The 17,771-nt window shown below is 37.8% G+C and carries 20 protein-coding genes; 3 read left to right on the forward strand and 17 right to left on the reverse strand.

Features of this window, described 5'->3' with window-relative positions; translation table 11 throughout:
* The first annotated feature begins 49 nt into the window (after nucleotides 1-49).
* Nucleotides 50-1,807 carry a dihydroxyacetone kinase subunit DhaK gene (gene dhaK, locus FHY45_RS18025; RefSeq protein WP_139892722.1) on the forward strand — a complete coding sequence of 586 codons (1,758 nt, stop codon included), beginning with the start codon at nucleotides 50-52 and terminating at the stop codon, nucleotides 1,805-1,807.
* Nucleotides 1,808-2,016: 209 nt separating this feature from the next.
* Here the strand turns inward: dhaK and FHY45_RS20670 are convergent, their stop codons facing one another.
* From FHY45_RS20670 to FHY45_RS21280, 11 genes are all read right to left on the reverse strand, one after another.
* Nucleotides 2,017-2,154, reverse strand: coding sequence for a hypothetical protein (locus FHY45_RS20670; RefSeq protein ID WP_180350018.1), 138 nt, complete (start codon nucleotides 2,152-2,154; stop codon nucleotides 2,017-2,019).
* A gap of 254 nt (nucleotides 2,155-2,408) precedes the next feature.
* Nucleotides 2,409-2,558 carry a hypothetical protein gene (locus FHY45_RS20675; RefSeq protein ID WP_180350019.1) on the reverse strand — a complete coding sequence of 50 codons (150 nt, stop codon included), beginning with the start codon at nucleotides 2,556-2,558 and terminating at the stop codon, nucleotides 2,409-2,411.
* A 10-nt stretch (nucleotides 2,559-2,568) separates the two neighbouring features.
* Nucleotides 2,569-3,360 carry an aminoglycoside phosphotransferase family protein gene (locus tag FHY45_RS18035; RefSeq protein ID WP_139892724.1) on the reverse strand — a complete coding sequence of 264 codons (792 nt, stop codon included), beginning with the start codon at nucleotides 3,358-3,360 and terminating at the stop codon, nucleotides 2,569-2,571.
* A gap of 443 nt (nucleotides 3,361-3,803) precedes the next feature.
* Nucleotides 3,804-4,184, reverse strand: coding sequence for an HIT family protein (locus FHY45_RS18045; RefSeq protein WP_139892725.1), 381 nt, complete (start codon nucleotides 4,182-4,184; stop codon nucleotides 3,804-3,806).
* Between the two features lie 287 nt (nucleotides 4,185-4,471).
* A complete protein-coding gene (locus tag FHY45_RS18050; RefSeq protein ID WP_139892726.1) occupies nucleotides 4,472-5,224 on the reverse strand; it encodes a DUF1129 family protein in 753 nt (250 codons plus the stop codon).
* A gap of 12 nt (nucleotides 5,225-5,236) precedes the next feature.
* Nucleotides 5,237-5,566, reverse strand: a complete 330-nt coding sequence (locus FHY45_RS18055; protein ID WP_066108236.1) for a PadR family transcriptional regulator — start codon at nucleotides 5,564-5,566, stop codon at nucleotides 5,237-5,239.
* Nucleotides 5,567-5,820: 254 nt separating this feature from the next.
* Nucleotides 5,821-6,681 carry an AraC family transcriptional regulator gene (locus FHY45_RS18060; protein ID WP_139892727.1) on the reverse strand — a complete coding sequence of 287 codons (861 nt, stop codon included), beginning with the start codon at nucleotides 6,679-6,681 and terminating at the stop codon, nucleotides 5,821-5,823.
* Nucleotides 6,682-6,853: 172 nt separating this feature from the next.
* Nucleotides 6,854-7,246 (reverse strand): anti sigma factor C-terminal domain-containing protein, encoded by a 393-nt coding sequence (locus FHY45_RS21030; RefSeq protein ID WP_139063872.1) that lies wholly within the window; start codon nucleotides 7,244-7,246, stop codon nucleotides 6,854-6,856.
* Complete coding sequence (locus FHY45_RS18065) at nucleotides 7,224-7,973, reverse strand: anti-sigma factor (RefSeq protein WP_257469180.1); 750 nt, start codon at nucleotides 7,971-7,973, stop codon at nucleotides 7,224-7,226. The genes FHY45_RS21030 and FHY45_RS18065 overlap by 23 nt, the downstream gene beginning before the upstream one ends.
* Complete coding sequence (locus tag FHY45_RS21035; RefSeq protein ID WP_225983701.1) at nucleotides 7,966-8,331, reverse strand: RNA polymerase sigma factor; 366 nt, start codon at nucleotides 8,329-8,331, stop codon at nucleotides 7,966-7,968. Before FHY45_RS21035 ends, FHY45_RS18065 begins: the two co-directional genes overlap by 8 nt.
* Complete coding sequence (locus FHY45_RS21280) at nucleotides 8,304-8,483, reverse strand: sigma factor (protein ID WP_373925502.1); 180 nt, start codon at nucleotides 8,481-8,483, stop codon at nucleotides 8,304-8,306. Before FHY45_RS21280 ends, FHY45_RS21035 begins: the two co-directional genes overlap by 28 nt.
* A gap of 594 nt (nucleotides 8,484-9,077) precedes the next feature.
* Here FHY45_RS21280 and FHY45_RS18075 point away from each other — a divergent pair.
* A complete protein-coding gene (locus tag FHY45_RS18075) occupies nucleotides 9,078-9,581 on the forward strand; it encodes a DUF7878 domain-containing protein (RefSeq protein WP_066108243.1) in 504 nt (167 codons plus the stop codon).
* Nucleotides 9,582-9,746: 165 nt separating this feature from the next.
* On the opposite strand, the gene rlmD is transcribed toward FHY45_RS18075, so the two are convergent.
* From rlmD to recQ, 3 genes are all read right to left on the reverse strand, one after another.
* Nucleotides 9,747-11,129, reverse strand: coding sequence for a 23S rRNA (uracil(1939)-C(5))-methyltransferase RlmD (rlmD, locus tag FHY45_RS18080; RefSeq protein ID WP_139892728.1), 1,383 nt, complete (start codon nucleotides 11,127-11,129; stop codon nucleotides 9,747-9,749).
* Nucleotides 11,101-12,003 (reverse strand): DNA-3-methyladenine glycosylase family protein, encoded by a 903-nt coding sequence (locus tag FHY45_RS18085; protein WP_139892766.1) that lies wholly within the window; start codon nucleotides 12,001-12,003, stop codon nucleotides 11,101-11,103. Before FHY45_RS18085 ends, rlmD begins: the two co-directional genes overlap by 29 nt.
* A gap of 78 nt (nucleotides 12,004-12,081) precedes the next feature.
* Entirely contained in the window at nucleotides 12,082-14,226 is a 2,145-nt protein-coding gene (gene recQ, locus FHY45_RS18090) for a DNA helicase RecQ (RefSeq protein ID WP_066108252.1), read from the reverse strand.
* A gap of 157 nt (nucleotides 14,227-14,383) precedes the next feature.
* Between recQ and FHY45_RS18095 the strand changes: the two genes are divergently transcribed.
* On the forward strand, nucleotides 14,384-14,935 hold the full coding sequence (locus tag FHY45_RS18095) for a DUF3267 domain-containing protein (protein ID WP_139892729.1): 552 nt from the start codon (nucleotides 14,384-14,386) through the stop codon (nucleotides 14,933-14,935).
* Between the two features lie 218 nt (nucleotides 14,936-15,153).
* Here the strand turns inward: FHY45_RS18095 and pdaA are convergent, their stop codons facing one another.
* The 3 genes from pdaA to FHY45_RS18110 form a co-directional block, all read right to left on the reverse strand.
* Nucleotides 15,154-15,936, reverse strand: a complete 783-nt coding sequence (pdaA, locus tag FHY45_RS18100; RefSeq protein WP_139892767.1) for a delta-lactam-biosynthetic de-N-acetylase — start codon at nucleotides 15,934-15,936, stop codon at nucleotides 15,154-15,156.
* 182 nt (nucleotides 15,937-16,118) lie between these two features.
* On the reverse strand, nucleotides 16,119-16,325 hold the full coding sequence (locus FHY45_RS18105) for an SE1561 family protein (protein WP_066108258.1): 207 nt from the start codon (nucleotides 16,323-16,325) through the stop codon (nucleotides 16,119-16,121).
* A gap of 135 nt (nucleotides 16,326-16,460) precedes the next feature.
* Complete coding sequence (locus tag FHY45_RS18110) at nucleotides 16,461-17,282, reverse strand: YfkD famly protein (RefSeq protein ID WP_066108261.1); 822 nt, start codon at nucleotides 17,280-17,282, stop codon at nucleotides 16,461-16,463.
* Nucleotides 17,283-17,771 lie beyond the last annotated feature (489 nt).

Consider the following 17,771-nt stretch of genomic DNA (forward strand, 5'->3'; position numbering starts at 1 on the left):
TAAATTTAGCAAGACTACCAATTTTTAATAGAAACGGGAGGCAATACAAATGAAGAAGATTATAAATAAACCTGAGAACCTCGTAATGGAGATGGCTAATGGATTAATCATGGCACATCCGGAACTCGAGTTTCTGAAGAAATATAAAATTATTAAGAAACGAGTAATAAATGAAAACAAAGTGAGCTTAATTAGCGGGGGAGGCAGTGGGCATGAACCTGCACATGCGGGCTTTGTCGGAAAAGGTATGCTTGATGCTGCAGTATGCGGGGATGTGTTTGCTTCGCCATCACAAATACAAGTGTATCAGGGAATCAAAGCAGCTGCCGGTCAAAAAGGGGTCCTGATGATTATTAAAAATTACAGCGGTGACATCATGAACTTTAAAAATGGTGCCGCTTTAGCAATCGAGGATGGTATCCAGGTTGAATATGTTCGAGTAGCTGACGATATAGCCGTTGAAGACAGTCTGTATTCTGTAGGACGCCGCGGTGTTGCAGGAACTGTACTTGTTCATAAAATTGCCGGTGCAGCTGCCGAAGAAGGCAGAGACCTTATGCAGGTAAAAGCAATTGCAGAAAAAGCCGCAGAAAATGTAAAAAGCATCGGGGCAGCTCTTACATCCTGTACCGTTCCAGCTAAAGGAACTCCGACATTCAAATTAGAAGAAGATGAAATCGAATACGGTGTCGGCATTCATGGAGAACCAGGAATCAGAAGAGAAAAATTGATTTCTGCAAATGAGTTGGCTAAACAAATGATAGATGATCTTCTAAAGGATTTTGGACAAGATGGGGATGAAACATCTGATATTGCTATTCTTGTAAATGGCTTCGGAAGTACTCCACTTCAAGAACTCTATTTATTTAACAATTCGGTTATGAGAGAAATGAGTAACAGAAATATTCATGTTTATAGAACCTTTGTCGGCAATTATATGACAAGTATTGATATGGCTGGAGTATCCTTGACAATTATGAAGCTTGATGATGAGCTGAAATCATTATTATCAAGCGAATGTTCTGCTGCGGCATTTAAAGTGGATGCACCTGTTGAGGGTGTTCAGTATACCGATCCTATTGATGAGATTGAAGAAAGAAGCGTTTCATTCAATACTGAGACAAGTGAGGAATACGCTGTAATCCACGATGATGTCCTTTCCTTAGAGAACATCATCTATCTCATTGATAAAATGAGCGAAGTCATTATCCGTAATGAGATACCATTCTGCGAGCTTGACTCTCATGCCGGTGACGGAGACTTTGGTATGAGCGTTGCTAAAGGATTCAAGCAATTGAAGCGAGAATGGAGTTCTATCTTAAACCAAGAACCATTAACTATTGGAGCATTCCTTGATGCATGCTCAATGGTCATTATGGAATATTGCGGTGGAGCGTCCGGTCCAATTTGGGGTTCTGCATTCCGTGCAGCCGGCAAAGCCGCAGGCGATAAAAATGAATTAACGATCGAGGAGTTTGCAAACCTATTACAGGCAGCTGTTAAAGGAATACAAGTAACTGGAGAACGTTCATTTGGTAGAGGTGCAGTCGTCGGTGACAAAACTCTGATTGATGCTTTAGTTCCATGTGCTGACTCTTGGTCTGAGTGCGCAAAAGCTGGAATAGACTTTAAAACTGCCTTTGAAAATGGGGCAGCAGCTGCTGTTAAAGGCGCTAAATATACAGAAACAATCGTCGCCCGCATGGGACGTGCTGGTACGGTTGGAGAAAGAAGCCTGGGTTATCCTGATGCTGGAGCTTATGGACTTGGAGTTATCTTCACAGAGCTCTCCAGCAGCCTAAGATAACAGCATTGATTGCCAACCATACAATTCTTATAACCTAGCCACTCTAAGGAGCTGCAACTTTGCAGCTCTTTATTTATCATTTAGTCTTAGAATAATAAAGCAGCTTCAGTTGAGAGGGCTATTTTCGAAGGATTTTAACAATGTAAAAAGAAAAATTAAATGACCAACTTTTGATCATCCTTGTTCAACTTAGACATCTTTAATAAATATTATTTAAATAATAGGTATAGAACAATGGCACCGACTACGACTATTCCCCCTATTGTTGGACTTCCATAAACGGTTCTATTCCAACCATCCTCGGTGTCTATCTTATTTTTGTTACGCTTATCTTTGTCCTCATTCAACAATAACACCTCCATATAATTGCTATAACACTATTAAAGAACTACTGGCGATGAAATTTTGAAAAAGATGGACGGTCAAAACTGTTGTTAACAAACACCCACAGGAAGTTAAGATTATTGTTTTTCTATTGTCTTGTTTTTCTTCAGGTTTATTTAACTCATTAATTTGTATAATCCATATTGTCATAGTTACAAGGGCAAGAATTCCGATGGACATACCAATCACTTCCTTTTCCCTATTATTTTTTTGTAAATTATCCCACTTCGATTGTAACATTCTGTAAATTTGTAACAAGTCTTTCTTCGCTAACTTGTCCCTTTACTACCATAAGAAATTTAACATGAAAAGGCATTAATCCTTCTTGGTCAACTTGGCCTTCTGCTCTTTCCCCTGTCAATTCCAACCTTTCCCCCTTAAATCCACTCTTTTCCGTGTTCACGAATGAATTTAATATCGTTTTGATAATGTTCAAGGTGTCCTTCATCTATCATTTTTTGAAAATTACTATCGCCTTCTTTAGCTTTTCTTTCAATTGTTTTACATAGCCCTTGTAATCGCAACAATACCATCTCTAAAAAGTCTTCTTCCACTTCCTTTCCATAGGATTCAAAAAACAATTTTACTCTGTGTTTTATTTTCATAGCGTGGTCTAAGAAATTATAAATAACTTCTTCACCTGTTTCAGATTGATAAGTTCTACTTAAAGGAATACAAGTATAAAGGGTATAGGCAATGTCCCAGAGTCTCGGTCCAGGACCAGCAACATCAAAATCGATTATCCCTACCGGTCGTTTACGATTAAAGATAATGTTATATATAGCGAAATCATTATGACAAAGCACCTCGAATGGTTGCGGAGTATTATCTATCGACTTCCAATCTTCTTCAATTAAAAAATCACTCACTGAATCGTGGTAGAGACTAAGCATCTGAGCTATTTCTTTTAAAACTTCATCAGACCACATATATCCCTTTAAAGGATAATTACCAGCTTCACCTTCTATATATGACAAAATCTCTCTACCTTTTTCATCAATGCCAAAAAATTTAGGGGCATATACGAATCCTTTATTTTCCAAATGTATTAATAGCTTGTGAATTTTCGTACTGTCTGGCTTTAAATCTCTTCGAACGGTATCTCCTAAACGATATACGGTTGAGACATTTCCTCCAGTTAGAATTTCTTCTTTTTCGTATTTTGACATTTCACAAATACCCCTCAAAATAAATTTGCCACCGTTTAGTTTCTGTCTATTGTTCAACATTCCTGCTTCTTTATCTCCATAAGAAATTCAACACGAAAAGGCATTAATCCTCCTAAGATCAACGCCCTGAAAATTTAAGTGAGAATTCCACTTACTATATGAATTATAAACATGGCTACTTACGTTTTTGGATTATTTGACGCACTGGAGATGCCAAAGCAAAAAATATAAGTGCTATAAAAATTGCTTTAATTAAAGAAACTTGCTCCATCATAGGTGTATGCGTTGAACGGCTCGAGGAAAAGATAGACCACCAACTTGGTTCGGCGTATGGTAGAGATACTCTGTACCAAATGATAAAAATTAAAAACACTAATAACCAGTAAATCTTCATAAAAACTCTCCTATACTTTTTAGATAAGTAAGGCTCGAATTAGTTACCATTATCTCTTATTTTCTAAACTTTTCAGCCAGTGTCTAAGTCCTTTGCCAGCATAGGGTTCATCACTAAATCGAGGAATAATATGTAGGTGAGAGTGCATGATATGTTGACCTCCAATTGCATTGCAGTTCCAACCAATATTGTACCCATCAGGTCGATATGTTTCATCCAGGAGATCTTTCACTTCTTGCAGTAATGAATAGGTTGCAAACCATTCATCTTCTGTTAAGTCAAACACTGTTTCACGGTGTTTTATTGGAACTATTAATCCTGAACCGACTAATACTTCTTGGGGTATCTGTAGAAACATACAATGTTCATTTTTTATAACCACTTTTTGCAGTTCTATTGTTTCAGGATTACAAAATGGGCATTCTTTCACTTCAATAACCTCCTCAGTTTCAGTTTCATTTTATATTATTTTACTCTTATTATAGTAACCTTTAAGAAAACAATTTTTAGAATAAACAAAAACGCAAAGGCAGTTATATAATCCTCCAAATTTAAAATTTGGTTAAATAATTCGATTAAAATATATAAATCCTTCTTAATCTAACCTGCATTCCTAGTTAACCGGCTTGTTATAGGAAATCAATTGAATAAGATAGGAAAGGGTCCTCCAGAAAGTTAGTAAAACTAACGTTCCGGATAACCCCCAAAAAACTTTTGTTATGATTTTGTTTTTCTCACTTCATAAAATAAATAAATTCCGATCAATATATATGTTATAGCTAAACCCATAATTAACTGCAATTCTTCATTTAAAGTTGTTCGAGCTAATACGATGGTCGGTAAGTGAAATGAAATTAAAAAAACGGGCAGGATTGCGGTTTTTGCCCAAATGGAGAATGCAACGATAAAGCAAAGAAAAAGTAAACCGATGACTGTACTCCCTAAAACACCAAAGTTAATGGTTGGTGTAGGATAGATTGAATCAGCGACAAGCAAACCCATAAAGACGACCATACTAATGAAAATAGGGGCTAATAATATTAAAAACTCTCGAATTTTAGACACTTGATTCCTGGCTGTATAGCGAAATGCAATCATTACTCCGATAAAAAAGAGCACACAATACACAGCCGTTCCAATGATTTTTAATACACTATAGCTTAATGTACCTTTCAAAAGATCTCCGAAAATCGAAAATGACATTGCTCCAGCTATAATCAGGGGTATATATTTTACCCATGCTTTATAATCCGTCCTCATTTCATTGGAGATACTCTGCATATACTCTTTAGGAGAAGATCCAATAATCTGATCAATAGATTTACCATTTAGCTCGGCTTCATATAAATGCTCCTCAAGTTCTTTCGTAATATCATTAATCTCCTGATCATTTTTTCCACTTGAAAACAAGTATATCTTTAAATCATCAATAAACTTCTGACTTTTATCAGACAGTTGAAGTTGCTCCACTTTTGCATCACCTCATCCTTCAATTTCTTTCTTAATGACCGCGTTTACGCTGTTCTCAAGGTAACCCCATCTAACCAGAAAATTTTCTAAAGCTACCTGTCCTTCATCTGTTAATGAATAATATTTTCTCTTTGGTCCAGCAATTGAATCCCGGCGAACAGACGTAATAAGTCCTTCCCGTTGCATTCGGAGCAATAATGGATAAATGGTACCTTCGCTGATTGTCTCAAATCCATACTCACTTAAACGTTCTGCCATCTCATATCCATAACATTCTTTTCCTTTGATAATAGCCAAAAGGCAACCATCCAATATACCCTTCATCATCTGGGTTTGCGACATCTATAATCCACCACTCTTTTTATCTTGCATTGCAAGGTATATTACCAGTTTAAACCACACTACCTTGCAATACAAGATAATTGTTAATTACTTACAAATATCTTTCTTATATGAAGGTCAAAAAGAAAACACTAGGGCAAGAACCCCTATTAAATTCAAGTCTCTCCATCTCTCAAATAGAAAGAAGCAATGTAGCCCACTACATTGCTTCTTTAATGAATCCGCTCGATTAATTTATAAGCTTATCCTTCTATTTATTTTTTAATTGGTATCCATATTTCTGAATAATAATCCTTAGAAGATGGATCTCCATCACTTAAGTAAACCTCCATCTCAGGTCCACCCGAATGCTCATAGCCTGTTGCCGGAAACCATTCAGAGAAAATTCGATTCCACACCTTTGGCATGGCATCAGGCATAGCGCCATGAACAGGAAAAACAGCCCAGGTAGCAGCCGGAATCTGTCGTTCTTCCCAATCATTTGGGACATGTTCTATATGTTTCTCTGCCCCGATCAAGTAAGTTAGATTTTCTTGTAGTTTATCAAAGTCCATACAAACTCCAATTAATCCAAGAGATCCACTATTTTTAGCAAGTACAGCGGCGAATCCATTCTGATTAGATTCATCCCAGAAAGAGGCTATTTTCCGATTGTTCTCCCCCCCACTAGTACTCGTGCGTATGCTTTTCCCAACAACCTTAAATGCTTCCTTTACGACAATCTTATAATCCATTCCCACATCACCCTTTAACTGAATTTGAAAAGAGAGCCTCGGATAAGCCTTCAAGGATTGAGTATTTTTCTTTGCAGATGACGGATTGATTCCATGAATTTTCCGGAATGCTTTTGTAAAGGATTCCGGAGTTTCATAGCCATATTTCAGTGCAACATCGATTACCTTAGACTTGGAATATACCAGTTCCTGCGCAGCAACTGTGAGACGGCGATTCCTAATATATTCACTTACGGTATATCCCGTCAGCATGCTGAACATCCGCTGGAAATGAAATTTTGACATACACGCAATTTTAGCAATATCTTCCATACAAAGATACTGTTCCAAATTACCTTCTATATACTCGATGCTGTCGAGCATCCTTTGAAGCCCCTCCATGTAAGCACTCTCCTTTCTAAACTCAGTCTACCAACATGAGTTTAGCAAATCCGGTTAATCCGTGCTCTTTTATGACAGTCCAGAATAGAATAAGAGCACCCAATTAGTTCATTAAGCTATCTCTATTTAACTGCCTGAATATCGCATAACAAAAGTTTTACTCAAACTATTTTCAGAGTTCACTTTCCCAATTCCAAAATTCTATTTCGTCTACTTCTAATTCACTTACTTTTCCTTCATCCTGTAATTTTAATACTTCTTTTGTTGGTCCTGTAATAACAGCCCCGTAATGCTTATAACCATGCTTCTCCATGTATTGAATACGTTTTGATAGATTTAGCTCTCCCATATAAAACTTTTCAGCTTTTCCTTCATATTTTTCCAGGAATTGCAGTGTTTTTCGGAATTGCTTATGCAGTGGTTCTCCTTCGCCTACCTCATATTCCGGTGAGGAAAACCCCTCAGAAACTATTTCAGTTCCAAAAAAAGCTTTTTCCTCTTGTCGAAAATCTATAATCATATCATCCTCATGCCAAGTTGGTTCACTTGGTCTCTTTCTTTTCAAAACCAGTATCCACTGCAAGCCATATTAATCTCATATCCTTAGTCTCGAATAATGAAAATACCTCTTCTGTCTCTAGTAAATCAGTAAATGAAACATAGGCTGAAACAACCGTCCCTTCCGGAACCTTTTTTAATCGTTCCCACCCTGAAAAACCTCGTGGGCTTGAGCCCGGATAAATAAAAGCAGGACTGTTAATAGATATAGGGCTGAAATAGGTAACTTCGGGATATGACATCCTTGAGAAGAAAAAATCAGTTTCCATTTCACCTACTTTGATCGTATCATCTCCAATAACCTTATTTATATCTTTTGAGGCTGTCATTCCAAAATAGGCAGAAGTGCTCGTACTTGTACCATCCATATGACCATAAGGATTCATTACAGTCAGACTGTAATCAACGATATTACGTAATTTCTTTACTCGGTCAGGAGCTCCGAACGAGTAATACATCAGAGTTAGGATGGAAGAAAAGAATGAAAATAGAAGAAATAAACCTATAGCCATAAGTGCTGTTTGAAATCTTGCCTTCCATTTTGCAAATTTCATAATTCGTTGTTGTTTTTTTATGCCAATATCAGAATCAGTTAACTTTCCCCTATTTTCTTCATCAGTTTCTTCCAAATATCTCTCCATGCTCTCCAGTTCTTTCTCAATCTCTTTTGCCTCTTCTGCAGAAAGTTCACCTTTTTCATATGATTCCATGCGCTTTTTAAATTCATCACTCATATTCTTTACTCCTTCTTTTCCTTATTGCTTTTCTCCCGCGAAATAAAAGAACTTTTACATATGCCTTACTAACCTTCATTACTTCAGCAGCTTCCTCATATGATAGACTATTAAAGTCACAAAGCAGTACTGCCATCTTATGTTTTTCAGGTAATGCATTCACTTCACGTAATAGCTCTTCTATTTCCTCATGAATCACAATCGTTTCATCAATCGCTCTGTTCTTATCTAAAAATCTAGAAAAATAGCCTTCATCCTGAATTGTTACTCTTTTATGCTTTCTATGATGATCAATATATGCATGATATGCTACCGTAAAAAGCCATGCCTTTACACTTCCACTTTGATAATTCTCAATAAATAGGCACGAAAGAAGGTCTCTTGAACAAGGTCCTCCGCTGTATGATGATTATGACAAAGAGAGAAAAGGAAACGATATATATCAGAAAAATAAGTGCTATAGAGACTATCTATTGAATCAGCCTCATTACCCCCTCTCACTAATACCACGTATAAATATAAAAAAGGTTACAGAAAATAAAATATTTTCCAAACCACCAATCATTATGAGCATACCAAAAGAAGCGGAATAAAGTTTATTTTTGATTGGTTTGACGTTTATATAAACATCAAAAAGACATCAATAGATGCCTTCTTTCGTGCACAATAAATGTATATAACCACCAGGGGGGATGGATGATAAAAAAAAAAGACCCGAATTCGTATAATTCACGAAACAAGGATCGATCTGGCAAATGTATTTTTCGGAGTCTTCAAGTATACTACCTCATTACAAAAGTAATATCGATACTATAATTCCTTTTTAGACTTGGATGAATCAACTAATTAACTTATATTTACTTTCCTCGATTAACAAAACAATATTCTTTATATAACTTGATTAATTCTTGGACAATTCCAGGTCTCTGCTTCGTTATCTAAGCGTTCATTTAGAAAACCGAGAAAGAATACTGGATTAAATATGGAACCTAAAAGAAAGATTTATCATTTTTTTGTCGAATTCTATTATATATAGCTTAACTAAAATAGCCTCCAGCATTTTAGGAAGAGACAAAATTAGAATAGAGATAGGGTGACGAAGACATGGACAGTATTTCAAACAAAATAAAGTTTGAATACAATTTTGTAGTAGATAAAGAAATGATCTCAAAAAAGCATAAAAGGGATGTGCCTGCCATATTAGCCGTGGATGCCACATTTACAATAAAAATCAACAACGAATTATACTTTGAAACAGAACTAGCTATACTCGAATTCTATAAAGCATTGTATAGATGGAAAGAAGAGATTACGAAGAAGAATCCTACACCGGAATTCCATTATTACACGATTGAATATGCTGACTATGAGAATGGAGCTATCCTGTCATTAATCCCCTTTTCCAATAAGGCCAGAGTGAAATCAATCTGGGCAGAACAAGATCTATATAATGTTTTCGATCTAGACTATATTGTAATGGAATTCATTCTACTAGAAGAGATACTAAAACGGGATATAGAGGATTATTTTGATATAAGATTAAAAGATTTCATCAAACACATTCCTGTCCAAATTTCAAACCCGCTTTTGCTAAAGGGGAATTTGTAAATGGTTTAGGTAGCAGGACATGTTCAAAAAATTATATTAAATAGACAAACCTATCTGCTAATCGGATTCAATAAAAAAAGACCCAGTTTTCATAAAAGATTATTTATACGAAAACTGGGTCGATTAACAAATGTTTATTTAGTTAGCCAAGAGTATTTTTATTGGTTACACCTTCAACATAATCTCCACAACGCACTCAATATGAGAAGTTTGTGGAAACATGTCCACTGGTTGGATATATTTTGGTCTGTATTTTTTGCTTAGGTAGTCCAAATCCTTGGCCAGTGTGGATGGGTTACAGGATACATAGACGATTTTTCTTGGACGTGTGCGCAGGATGGCATCCATTAATTTATGATCCAAGCCGCTTCTTGGCGGATCGACGACAACAACATCTGGCTTCCAGCCTTCGCGCAGCCATTTAGGCATGAGAACTTCTGCTTTGCCTACTTCGAAGCTGACATTATCCATATGATGCTTTTTAGCATTCTGAATGGCATCTTCAATTGATTCCGGAATGACATCCATGCCTCTAACTTCTTTACAAAAATCCGCAAGCCACAATCCTATCGTTCCTACTCCGCAATAAGCATCTACTACTCGTTCATGACCGTGAAGGCGAGCTGCTTTTTTCACTTCATCATAGAGCTTCACGGTTTGTACTGGATTCAATTGGAAGAAGGTACGCGCTGATAGCTCATAGGATAAATCGCCAAGTTCTTCTTCAATTGCTTCTTCTCCCCACAGATGAATCGTCTTTTCGCCGAATATAAGCGGAGTCTGTTCTTTATTCACGTTTTGAACAATGGAAACGACTTCCGGTAAACGTTTGTTGATTTCTTCTATGATTTGGCGCTTCTTAGGAAGCTTTTCAGAAATGGTGATGATCACCACTTGGACCTGATCCGATGAGAAGCCGACACGGGTTACGACCGTTTTAACAATCCCGCTTTTCTTTTTCTCATCATAGGATGGCAATCCAAATTCCTGCAAAATATCCAATACTGTACGAGTAACCTTGTTCGTTGCTTCATGCTGAACGATACAATTTGGAATATCAATCAAGTTATGAGTATTTGCCGCATAAAGGCCGGCAATCAACTCTCCAGTCTCATTGGTGCCAACCTGGAATTGGTTTTTATTACGGTAATTCCATGGATTCTCCATCCCAATTGTTGGACGGATATCTACATTGCTGGCATCGTATTGGCTATGGCGCTCCAATGATTGAATAACGATATCACGTTTTTCCTTCAATTGTTGGCTGTATTCCAAATGCTGCAATTGGCATCCACCACATACGTCATAAACCGGACATGGTGCTTCGACTCGATGTGGCGATGCCTTTTTAATCTTTTTGACAAGACCTTCCGAATACTTCGGATGGACCTTCGTAATCTTTACTTCTACAATTTCATCCGGCAGAGCACCCGGTACAAATACAACCTGACGTTTATAGTAGCCGACTCCCTCACCATTTATGCCAAGGCGTTTAATAGTTAGTAAAATCTCTTGTCCTTCACGGACTAATGTTGCCTGTTGGTTCATCAATATTCCTCCGTTTTTCAATGCTTCTCCATAAGTAAAGTGAAGCGTAGCTTAAATAAGGATGCCACTCCTTACTGAATTGCTCCATCTCTTCCATTGTTGGCTTTCGTTCTAGGTTATATAGCAGCTTAATAGCATTCTGAATGCCGATGTCTGCTTTTGGAAATAAATTCGGGCGGCCAAGACCAAATAACAGGAAGTTTTCAGCCGTCCATCTGCCTACACCTCGAATTCTTGTTAATTCTTCTATAATTTCTTCATCTGTCTTTGTGCGCAACTCTTCCAACCTGAGTTCACCGCTTGCAATCTTTTCTGAAAGGCCAATGACATACTCTGCTTTTCTGCCGCTGAATTTCATTCCTTTTAGTTCATCTACTGTGAGAGCAGCGGTTGTCTCTGGAGATGGATAAAACCATACTCCGTCCTTCTGATACCCATAGGCTGTGACAAAATCCTTCGTTAGTTTTTGAGCAAACGCCATATTCAGCTGTTGATGGATAATACTTTTCACGAGACAGCCATATAGGTCGAATTCTAAAATAAGCGGGGTACCGCGATGGCGAGTAAAAATATCATTGAGCTTCGTCTCTCCAAAGTGAGCATGTATATCTGAAAGTGGCAGATGCCACTGAAAAATCTCCATTAAACGATCCGTCGCCAATACTTGTTCTTCTTTGCCGCTAATCGTAAAGGCCGGCTTATCTACCGTACCGATCGCTTGGACGGTATAAACATTGGGCTTACCATTAATCAGTAAAGGGACCTGAATCAAGCGATTGCGGTAATCTATTTCATACAGAGGATCAAGACCGATCCTTTCCAATACCAGGTCAAAATCATAGGGAGCTTCTACATGAATGGTTTCTTTCCACATCATTATCACTCCTTTATGGACTAGTCCAGTTATTATAACAGGTTTTGCAGCTATATGGGTACATAGGAAAACGGCCCATTAAATTGGAGCCGTATCCATGTTCTTCTTCGTTATTACCGCTTTAATCGCACTGTAGCTGATTTCATTAGGAAGATGCTCTTTAATTGGCTTTAAAAAATCATTCCCCACTTCCTCAATCGCCTGTAGAATCTGGATTTCCTCCTCAGGTGAGAAGAAATACTCCCAATTCAGAGGCAATCCTTCTTCTGCACATCGGAATAGATGCCTTTCTACTGTTTGAGAAGATAAATCTCTTTCTTTTGCAATCTCCTTCAGCGTAAGCCCTTGTTTATATAATTCATACGTATCCATATGTGAGTTGGCAGTACCCGCCTTGGATTTTTTCATCGCAGGCATTTTCCCCTCTTGTTCTACAATTGGTGCTTCATAATCATTTTCCTTTATAAACGCTGTGATCACTTCCACAAATCGCTCACCATACTTATCTGTCTTTTGAGCTCCGACTCCCTTCACCTCAAGGAACTCATCTTTGGTTTGCGGTTGTTTAACGCACATATCGCGCAAAGCTTGGTCGGAAAATATCAAATATGGAGGCACTTTTTCCTCTCCTGCAATTTGTTTTCGCAAATTACGCAGCACTTCGAATAAAGGATCATCTGTTGAAATAGCGGTGATTCGCACAGCTTCTTTTCTCATTACCGCACGTTTCCCGAGCAACACTTCTTTGCCGGAAGCTGTGACATATAAGAGCGGATATTGCCCACCCGTAATCCCAATTAATTGCTCAGATGTTAGAAAATCAATCAGTTCAGCGATCTCTTTGGTTGATTGATTTTTCATTAACCCATACGTTGATAAGGATTGAAAGTTTTGTTCAAGCAATTTCTTATTGGATGAGCCAGTTAACACTTGGGCAATCATTGTTTTTCCAAAACGTTCGCCAGTTCGGATTATACAGGATAAGACCATTTGGGCATCTTTTGTCACATCCTTCGCACTTCGTTCATCCAGACAGTTAGAGCACCGCCCGCAGTCATCTGCCTCCTGCTCACCAAAATAATGCAGAATATAGGCCTGCAGACATCCTTGAGTATGGCAATAGTCACGCATTTGATAGAGCTTTTGCAACTCTTGATTTTTATGGTTTTCATCACCAAACGATTGATCAATCAAAAAGCGCTGGACCTGAACGTCCTGTTCAGATTGAAGCAATATACATTCACTCGGCAAGCCATCACGTCCGGCACGGCCTGCCTCCTGATAGTAACTTTCCATATTTTTAGGCATTTGAGCATGAATCACATATCGTACATTTGATTTATCTATCCCCATCCCAAACGCATTCGTTGCGACCATGACAGTAATTTCATCACTTAAAAATTTATTTTGCTCTGTTTCACGTTCTGTACTTGATAAACCCGCATGATATCTCCCAACTGATATACCTTTTTGTTGGAGACGTTCATATAGATGGTCCACTGTTTTTCGTGTGGCACAATAAATAATCCCGGATTCCTGTTTATTTTTTCCTACATACGCATCAATATATTTTTGTTTATTTTGCCCTTTCACGACCTGGAAGCTTAAATTTTCCCGTTCGAAGCCAGTTATAACCGTATGTGAATCCTCAATATTCAAGGACCGGCGAATATCTGCCTGCACTCGCGGAGTTGCTGTTGCTGTCAGGGCAAGGACAACCGGATTGGAATTCAATTGTTCGGCTAATGATTGGATGCGTAAATAACTCGGGCGGAAATCATGACCCCATTGTGATATACAGTGAGCTTCATCTACAGCAATTAATCCAACCGGCAATTGACGGATATCCTCAATAAAGCCATGGGATTCCAGTCTTTCAGGCGCCAAATATAAGAGCTTATAGGCCCCCTGCTGGATGTCATACAAACGATCATTCACTTCACTCGCGGTTAGGGAACTATTAATAAAGGTGGCGGGTATTCCGGCCTGATCCAGTGAATCTACCTGGTCCTTCATGAGAGAGATTAATGGAGAAATAACGAGGGTAACGCCCGGTATTATCATCGCCGGGATTTGATAACAAATTGATTTACCTCCGCCTGTCGGCATAATTCCTAGTGTATCGATTCCTTGTAGCACCTGCTCAATAATTTTGGCTTGTCCATTGCGAAAAGAATCATAACCAAAATACTTCTTTAAAAGAGAGCTTGCTTCTGTAAGCATGAATTCCCTCCTCCATTCATTGATCATTCTACCATCCATTATAGCTTATAGAGATTGATCTATACTAGTGAGACAAGATAGCTGGAGTCTTAAAAATCACCAAATATATCCTTCTTATATGATAAACTGATAGTAATCTATAACTGGAGGTTTTCCGATGCTGGCTGATTCCTTGAAATCATATCAAATAATAGATGAAACTCGTGAAATGGAAGATTTAAATAAACCAATTTTGATCAGTACTTTCACTCTTATGGTCGGATTGCTTATCCCCTATTGGTTCATTTGGAAAATCGGTGAGATTGACCTATTCTTTTTAATTGAACTGGCTGTTGGATACATCCTCCTAATTTTCATGCATGAAGTACTGCATCTAGTAGGCTACATATTTTTCGGGAAAGCCAAAATAAGTGAGGTTAAACTGGGTGTTTTATGGAAGTATCTTACTCCTTATGCCCATTGCAAAATACCAATCAGGATCAAAGCTTATCGGATTAGTGTTTTATTACCGATTGTCCTCGGAATTGTGCCATTAATTTATGCATTTTTAAACGGAAATGATTATTGGTTTTTTATTGGCTTGTTTATGACCATCGGATCATTAGGGGACCTTATCATTCTTTGGATATTGCGCAAGTATTCAGCAGATGTCTTTGTTCAGGACCACTCCAGTAAAATTGGTTGTATCGTTTACACTCCTCAGTCTTAAATGTTTTTCGATTAAAGGTTGTTATCCATACTGCCAATGAAAATGAAAGCGAATGGCTCCCAAATAGATTGACAGGAATTCAACCATCAAAAAGGGAACCCCACACAGGAATGCCCTTATCTCACCATTTTCTCAAGATAAATATGATGCCCGTTGTTTTTTCAATATTAATACTAAAAACCGCTTATTATTTGTAAGCGGTTTTTTGTTTAGGCACATTATATCTTTATGTCTATTTTCTGTTTTTGTGGTGTCTTCTGTGGTTTTTCACAATTCATATCATCCAAGCTTTTAAAGGTATACCCTCTCTTTTTTAAATCTGTAATCACCTGGCCAAGTGCTTCTGCATTGTCCTTAGACACAGAATGTAAGAGCAAAATGGCACCAGGATGAATTTGAGCCATAATTTGATCATAGGAATGCTTCCACCCCTGCTGACGATTCACATCCCAATCAAGAAAAGCAACCGACCATAAAATATGTTTATAGCCCAGATCATTTGCCACCTGTAAAGTTCGTTCACTAAATACTCCTCGTGGCGGTCTGATATAGGACATATCCTTTTGCCCTGTTAATTCCTCTGTCTTCTTCTTAACCCGTTCCAGTTCATCAGCTATTTTATCATCCGATACCTGTGTGAAATTGGGATGGCTCCATGAATGATTGCCAACTATATGCCCTTCCTTCACCATTCTTTTCACTAACGGTTCAGCTGTATTCAAATAATGACCTGTAACAAAAAAGGTAGCCGGAACTTTATGTTCTTTCAGTACATCCAGTACCTTCTCCGTATATCCATTTTCATAGCCATTATCAAACGTTAAGTAAATCTCTTTCTTTGTCGTGTTTACTTTATAAACAGCACCGTATTTTTCAACGATTGCATTATATTTAGGCCCTGCATCAGCAGGCTGTTCATTCTTTCCCTTATTAAAGCCCCAACCATACTGTACGTTTGAAATCGCCTCAGCAACGCCCAGGAATAATGTCCCCGAAAGCATGATGGCAGATAATCCGGTGATAAGCCATTTTTTCACTATTTTCCCTCCTGAATATACTTTTGATAAAGATAGTTTTAATCAGAGTAAGGGAATTTATGCAGCACAGCGAATGATTGCATTAACGATATAATATAAAAAAGACAAATCCGCTTATAACGGATTTGCCATATAATCTTATTCATTTATACCTCTTTATTAGGTTCTGTTTCCGGTCGATTTTGAAAGCTTTGAAACTTCTCCTCAATTGAATCCACGATTTCAATTAGGCGGTCAATATCTTCAATATCCGCTGTTTCAGGCTCAATCCGGTCTAAAACCTCCATAAATAACTCAAGTCGGTCTTTTAAGTATTTTACTTGTTCATCTTTATTATAAATCGGTGTTGTCAAACTAATCCGGCTCCTTTCATCATAAATATTATCCTAAACGATAGTAGCCTATTTCGCAACTGACCATTTTCTATTTTACCCAAAAGCAAGAAGCTTCAACCAAAACCGGCTGAAGCTTGCAGACTTAAACGGCAATCAATATGGTCGGTTGACCGCTCTGAACTGGAATGAAACATGATCTTGAATAGGAATCCAGGCTCCAATCCCTTGTGAGGTTACATTCCTTACTACAATCTCACGTTTGCTTCCTTTCAATACTAAATAGACCTCACCATATGTGACTTTACCCTTCTCGTTTATTGCCGGCGCATACCCATAGAGGTAGCCAAGTCTCATTGGCGGTATATTGTATACTCTGTCTTTTTTTGTACCGCTACCTATGATGGTCTCAAATGCCAGTGGCAGTTTAGATTTTTCTGATGCTCTCGCCAGCATCATTTTTTGAATATCCTGACTGGAAGGTACTTTTGCTGTCAATCCTCCGCGCACCACTTTTTGTGTCTCTTGGACATAATGAATTTGAAAATTCGTATCCCCGCCACGGTTATCATAAAAATTCGTATTGATTTTTTGATACTCCCAGTTTGGAGAGGTTTCCATCGATTCATAATTTAAAGCCCACTTACCTAAGTAAACAGTGGCTCTATACCAAAAGGCAACCGGATTGGTTCCGATATTGGTTTCATTAAGCATGTGAACTAATTCAGGATTTTCTATTTTAACGTTGCTGGACTTAAGCAATTGTTTGGATAACTCACTTGGCTCAAGCATTGGCGTGTCCTGACTGGAATTGGGATATGTGTTTTCTTTATTGATCGATAAAACGGACTCCGGAATTTTATACTTAGCTTCCTCAACCGTAGGGTCTGCTCCTTCTTTTGGGGCAGCCCAGTTATGCTGGGTTGGAATAATAACGAGCATGGCTATAACGATCATGATAAAAAAATTTCTTCTCATGCTTGAAGCTCCTTTCTTACATACAAAAAAGAATGATTGTTCCGTTATTTTCCCTCTTAAGCAAAAAAACTATTCAAAAATCAGGATTGTTTTATTACACCTTGCAGTTACTAGAATTAACAGATTGTTAAGCTATATTAACTGTTTATTTAGCACATTACAAACCAGTATTTTTTGTCACAGTTTTGTAAAATTCAGAATATTTACAAAACTACAGGAAGGTGCTATACTAAAACCAACATATCGTAAAGGAGGCGAAATCAACAGCCGGAATAACTGCAGGGAGGAATGCTTATCGAAACCATCCTCACACGGAAAACTTAATGTAGATTTCGTCACAAATCAGGACAATAAAGATAAAGGATGTGACCTATAGGGCTAACTAACATGACTGTTTAAAACAGAAATATCTACCTTTGAAAAGATACATTTATTTTTGGAAGGATTAGAATTTAGTTAGACATGACTTATGATGAAGCAAATTGGAAA

Source organism: Bacillus sp. D386 (genome assembly GCF_006346415.1).